The sequence below is a fragment of the Rhizobium sp. AAP116 genome, from assembly GCF_001295785.1.
Lineage (GTDB): Bacteria > Pseudomonadota > Alphaproteobacteria > Rhizobiales > Rhizobiaceae > Allorhizobium.
In genome coordinates this window covers 111979-118252 of the sequence record NZ_LJIB01000019.1, presented here as the reverse complement: position 1 = coordinate 118252, position 6274 = coordinate 111979, and the positions used below count along the sequence as shown (strand labels likewise).

General features: G+C 62.6%; 3 protein-coding genes. 1 reads left to right on the top strand and 2 read right to left on the bottom strand.

Annotated features, from left to right (window positions below; genetic code table 11):
• Nucleotides 1–519 precede the first annotated feature (519 nt).
• Nucleotides 520–2463: a M23 family metallopeptidase gene (locus tag IP85_RS12250; RefSeq protein ID WP_054149955.1), complete on the top strand. Its 1944-nt coding sequence runs from the start codon at nucleotides 520–522 to the stop codon at nucleotides 2461–2463.
• Nucleotides 2464–2549: 86 nt separating this feature from the next.
• On the opposite strand, the gene clpB is transcribed toward IP85_RS12250, so the two are convergent.
• Nucleotides 2550–5153: an ATP-dependent chaperone ClpB gene (clpB, locus tag IP85_RS12245; RefSeq protein ID WP_054149954.1), complete on the bottom strand. Its 2604-nt coding sequence runs from the start codon at nucleotides 5151–5153 to the stop codon at nucleotides 2550–2552.
• Nucleotides 5154–5360: 207 nt separating this feature from the next.
• Nucleotides 5361–6134 carry a DUF4167 domain-containing protein gene (locus tag IP85_RS12240; protein ID WP_054149953.1) on the bottom strand — a complete coding sequence of 258 codons (774 nt, stop codon included), beginning with the start codon at nucleotides 6132–6134 and terminating at the stop codon, nucleotides 5361–5363.
• Between the last annotated feature and the right edge of the window lie 140 nt (nucleotides 6135–6274).

Genomic DNA, 6274 nt, shown 5'->3' with positions numbered 1-6274 from the left:
CGTCAAAAATCCCTTACCACCCAACCCTAAAGTCGGGCAACAAAACCAGCTTACAGCCAATTTCGAAGGATTTCTCTAGAGCGAAGGACTTCGTCGCTAGCAGCGCCGCCGCCCTCGTCAGTGAGCGGATGTATAGATTCGCTTCTCCGAGCAGTCAACAGCCTTCTTCGAGAAATTTCGAGAAAATACATAAGTAATTGAAATTAAAGCGAATTTTAGACGTCGAATGTTTGGCAACCTTTTGAGCCGCATATTTGACGTTGGTTTGCCCCCAAATCCCCGCCCCAGGCGGCTCTCCCGCCACGCCAAGTCCCCCGGGTATGGGTGCGCGCTTGCCCCGCGTGTGTGCGCGCTCGCATGTGCGCGTGCGCTTGCCGCGCAATTTCCATATTTGCCTGATCTGAAGGCGGTCGTCCGTCCGCGATTTGACGGGTCGGGCCAAAACATGAGACATGAAGACGTGATCCAGTCGATGAACCGGCCAGGGCCCTGCCCTTACGCCACAGACCAGAAGACGGCATGACGACAGACCGCGACCTGATGCGCTCGCTTGGTGGCGAGCCTCCGATCCTGGCCGACGGTCTTCGTGCGCCCGATCGCCGGGAGATCTCCCTGCGCTGGCTGTCGGGTACCTTCCTGACCGGCATCACCTCCTGCATTCTTATGGGTGTGGCCCTGTTTGCAGCCCTCGACGGCCGGCAGCAGCTCGCCATCCCGGCCGAGGCCTTTGCTGTCGTGCCGCCAGATCCGAATGAAGGTGCGGACGAGGAAACCATGCGCGGCGACAGGATCTTTGCGCCGAAAATCGCCGCCCGCCCCGTCGACAAGGCCATCCTCGACGTCCCCACAGTTTTCAAGGATGGCGAGCGCGAGGTTGTCCGCAAGCTGCCCTTCGCGCATGTGAAGATGGTGCTCGCCGCTGACTATGCCGTTCAGGAGCGCTATCCGCGCTTCGATCCGCTTGCGATCTTCGCCACCGATGACACAACCCCGCCTGTCGCCAATCGGGCAGGCTCGCTCTATGGCTCGGATGTCGAATCCGAGGTCATCCTGAAGTCGACCCCATTCCCGACCGTTCCGGATAAACCGCTGGCCGGCGAAATGACCTTCGACGAAGTCGAAGAAAATGTCCGCTCGAACGGCTCCGTTCTGACCGATGGCAACACCCAGGTCGCAGCGCTCTATTACATCGACCCGCGCCGCTTCGACGCGGAGGACACCGGGCTCGATCTCTCCGTCGGGGTGACCGCACGTATCGTCGAAGAGAATATGAGCGTCGCCGAACCGGAAATCATCACGCCGATGACGCCGGAATATGCCGACGACATCCTGCCGGTCCGACAGCCGCAATCCGTGGCGGCGCTGATGCAGGCCGCCGGCTATCCCGAAACAAAGGCCGAGGATGTCGGCAGGGCATTGGCGCCCTTCATGAAAGAGACCGAGCTCGTCGAGGGTGACGTGATCCGCGTCGGGCTCTTGCAGCGTGGCGATGAGGTACGCCTCGTGCGTTTTTCGCTCTACCACCGGGCCGATCATATCGTGACGATGGCCGTCAATGACGTCGGCCGTCTCGTCGAGGGTGCCGAACCGCCGGAACTCGACGCCGTGGCCGGTGCCTTCGAGACCTCCCAGCCAGCCCTGATGTCAGGCCGCGATCTGCCGCGCGTCTATGACGGCATCTACCGCGCCGCCTTGTCCTACGGAATGAACCAGGATCTGACCGCACAGGTCATCCGGCTTCTGGCCGCCAATGTCGATTTCCAGGCACAGTTGAAGCCGACCGACATGCTCGAAGCAGTCTTCTCCGTCACCGATGATGAAGGCCGAGCGACGGAGGATAGCGAGCTCCTCTATGTACGCGCCCGCTTCGGCGACTCGATCACCCAGTTCTACCGCTTCCAGGATCCCGAAGACGGCTCGCTCGATTATTTCGACGAAAACGGCAAATCGATCCGCCAGTTCCTGTTGAGAAATCCGGTGCCCAACGGCCGCTTCACCTCCGGCTTCGGCATGCGCCGACATCCGATCCTCGGGTATTCGCGCATGCATACCGGCGTCGACTGGGCAGCCCCGCGCGGCACACCGATCATTTCCGCCGGCAATGGCGTCGTCGAGAAAGCCGGCTGGGCCTCCGGCTACGGCAATCAGACGCTGATCCGCCATGCCAATGGTTATGTCACCTCCTACAATCACCAGAGCGGCATCGCCAAGGGCATCGTGCCCGGCGCCAAGGTCAATCAGGGCCAGGTGATCGGCTTCGTCGGCTCGACCGGCGCATCGACCGGCTCCCACCTGCATTACGAACTGATCGTCAACGGCACGAAGGTCGACGCGATGAAGGTCCGTCTGCCGGGTGGCAAGGCGCTCGAGGGTCCGGCACTTGCCGCCTTCCAGCAGGAGCGTCAGCGTATCGACACCCTGCTGCAAACAGGTGGGCGCCCTGCCCAGGTCGCAAGCCGGTGAATTGAACCGTCAGCGCGTCAGACAAACGGAAAACGGCGGCCCGCAAGGACCGCCGTTTTGGTTTTGTGCAGACGAAGCGATTTGGCTTAAGCCGCAGCGCTCACCGAAGCCTTTGGCGAGATCAACAGCCGATCGCTGCCCGCCTCGATCGTGACATCGGATCCGTCCAGCACCTGACCGGACAGGATCTGCTCGGCGAGCGGGTCCTGCAGGTATTTCTGGATCACCCGCTTCAGCGGACGGGCGCCATAGACCGGGTCGTAACCCTTGTCGGCCAGCCAGGCGCGCGCGTCCGGGGCGAGATCGATGCGGATCTTGCGTTCCGAAAGCAGCGAGAGCAGCCGCTTCATCTGGATGTCGACGATCGCGCCCATCTCCGTCCGGCGCAGCCGGTGGAAGAGGATGATCTCGTCGACACGGTTGAGGAATTCCGGTCGGAACGAGGCCTTGACCACATCCATCACCTGATCGCGCACCTGGTCGACATCCTGGTCCTCGCCGAGGCTCGTCAGATAGTCGGCCCCGAGGTTCGAGGTCATGATGATGATCGTGTTCTTGAAATCAACAGTGCGACCCTGGCCGTCCGTCAGGCGCCCGTCGTCAAGCACCTGCAGGAGAACGTTGAAGACGTCGGGATGCGCCTTCTCGATCTCGTCGAACAGCACGACCTGATAGGGCTTGCGGCGGATCGCTTCGGTGAGCGCGCCACCTTCCTCATAGCCGACATAGCCGGGAGGCGCCCCGATCAGCCGGGCGACCGAGTGCTTCTCCATGTATTCCGACATGTCGAGCCGGACCATGGCGGTCTCGTCATCGAACAGGAAGCGGGCGAGCGACTTGGTGAGCTCGGTCTTGCCGACGCCGGTGGGGCCGAGGAAGATGAACGAGCCGATCGGCCGGTTCGGATCCTGCAGGCCGGCACGCGCACGGCGAACCGCCCGCGACACGGCTTGCACCGCATCCCCCTGGCCGACGACCGATTTCGCCAGATCGTCCTCCATTCTGAGCAGCTTGTCGCGCTCGCCTTCCAGCATCTTGTCGACGGGGATACCGGTCCAGCGGGATACGACATGGGCGATGCCGTCGGGGTTGACCACCTCCTGCACCATATTGCCGGCGGTCGAACCATCCTGCGCCTCCGCATCCACCAGCTCTTTTTCGAGCTTCGGGATCACGCCATAGGCGAGTTCGCCGGCGCGCTGGAATTCACCCTGGCGCTGAGCAATCGCAAGCTCGTTGCGGGTTTCGTCCAACTGCCGCTTGAGATCGGCGGCGAGGCCCAGCTTCTGCTTTTCCGCCTGCCAGCGGGCCGTCAGCGCATCCGCCTCTTCCTCGAGCGAAGTGAGCTCGGTTTCAAGACGCGCGAGCCGGTCGGCGGACGCCGCATCGGTTTCCTTCTTCAGCGCTTCGCGCTCGATCTTCAGCTGAATGATGCGACGATCGAGTTCGTCGAGCTCTTCGGGCTTGGAATCCACCTGCATCCGGAGCCGCGAGGCGGCTTCGTCCATCAGGTCGATCGCCTTGTCGGGCAGGAAGCGGTCGGTGATATAGCGGTTCGACAGCGTCGCGGCAGCAACCAGAGCGGAATCGGAGATCCGCACCTTGTGGTGCTGCTCGTACTTCTCCTTGAGGCCGCGCAGGATCGAGATCGTATCCTCGACCGTCGGCTCCTCGACCATAACAGGCTGGAAGCGCCGGGCGAGCGCCGGATCCTTTTCGACATGCTTGCGGTATTCGTCGAGCGTGGTCGCGCCGACGCAGTGGAGTTCACCGCGCGCAAGCGCCGGCTTCAACAGGTTCGAGGCATCCATGGCGCCGTCGGCCTTGCCGGCACCAACGAGCGTATGCATCTCGTCGATGAACAGGATGATCTCGCCGTTCTCGGCCTGCACCTCATTGAGCACCGCCTTGAGACGTTCCTCGAATTCGCCGCGATACTTGGCGCCGGCAATCAAGGCACCCATGTCGAGCGCCATGAGCTTCTTGTCCTTCAGGCTCTCCGGCACATCGCCATTGATGATACGCAGCGCCAGACCCTCGGCAATCGCCGTCTTGCCGACGCCGGGTTCACCGATCAGAACGGGATTGTTCTTCGTGCGACGCGACAGAACCTGGATCGTGCGGCGGATCTCGTCATCGCGACCGATGACCGGATCGAGCCTGCCTTCGCGCGCTTCAGCCGTGAGATCCCGCGCATATTTCTTCAAGGCGTCGAAGCCGGCCTCGGCATTCGCACCATCGGCCGTGCGGCCCTTGCGGACCTCGTTGATCACCTGGTTCAGCGCATTGGCGGTCACGCCGCCCTTCTTCAGCGAAGCCGAAGTCGAAGCGGAAGACTCGATCGCAAGCGCCAGCAGAAGACGCTCGACGGTGACGAAGCTGTCGCCAGCTTTCTTGGCCGCGTCTTCGGCGGTCGAAAACACCTTGGCAAGCGGCTGCGCCAGATAGACCTGGCCATTGCCCCCGGACACTTTGGGCAGCTTGGCAAGGGCTGCATCATTGCCGATCCGCACGGCCTTGGCATCACCGCCCGCACGGCTGATCAGCGAGGAGGCCATGCCCTGCTCATCATCGAGCAGAACCTTCAACACGTGTTCGGGTGTGAACTGCTGGTGCCCTTCCGACAGGGCATAGGTCTGCGCCGATTGCAGAAATCCGCGCACGCGTTCGGAATATTTCTCGATATTCATAGTCACTCTCCGTTTCCCCGCCCTGCCCGCAATCGGCACAGGTCGGTTGGTGTGGATGAGGTCCCCGGAAGCGGCGGACCCCGGAGCGAAAACCGCTCCCCTGACCGAGATATGGGAGCGGGATTTTGCCCTTTAAAGAGGCAGATAAACGAAAAACTCCGGGCCTGAGCCCGGAGTTTTGCAATCGTCAAATCGAGCTCGAAAAGCTCATTCCGAAGCGGCTTCGGCAAGAGCGGGTGCTTCGCCGCCTTCGCCGTTTCCACCTTCGCCACCTTCGCCACCTTCACCACCTTCGCCGCCTTCATCACCGACAGCGCTGCGGCGCGGCTGGCGACGCGGACGGTTGCCGGCATTGCGGCGGCGCGGCTGGCGCTCGGCCCCGGCTTCCGCCTGGCTTTCGGCAGCAGCGGCTGCGGCTTCCGCCGGCATATCTTCGATAACCGGCTGCGGACCCGTACCGGCGATCTCCGCCTGCGGCTGCGGCTGGGCCTGCGGCTCGCGCGGCTCCCGCTGGCGGCGCTCGTGCTGCTGACGGTTCTGTTGCTGCGGCTGCGGTGCCTGCTGCTGCGGACGCTCGCTAGCCTGGGCGGCATTGTCTTCCGAGCCGTCGAAATCCTCGCCGTCCCGTTCGTTGTAATCCTGACGGTCGTCGCCGCCATCGCGGTCGTCACGCTGGAAGCGTTCCTGCATCTGCGACTGAGCGGCCGCAATGATGCGGTTATAGTGCTCGGCGTGCTGCAGGTAGTTTTCCGCCATGACGCGGTCGCCGGCGCTTTGGGCGTCGCGAGCGAGCGTGGAATATTTTTCGGCGATGTGCTGGGCGGTGCCGCGGATCTTCACATCGGGGCCGGAGCTGTCATAGGTCCGGGTGAGCGGGTTCTGGCCCTTGCGGTTGAAATTGTTGTTTCCACCGCCGCCGCCACCGCCGCCGCCATTGTTGTTACGCCCCCGACCACGCTTGTTTTGCTGTCCTGGCCTCATAGATGCTTCACCTGAATGTCTTTGTTGTGCTGATAAAGGGCAACGCCATGGGCTCTTATTGAACCGGACCAAGTCTCCACGCGCCGCCGACAGACCGCGCTCTCGCCTTGCTCGCCGCTGGTGAAAGTCGAGTTTACTGA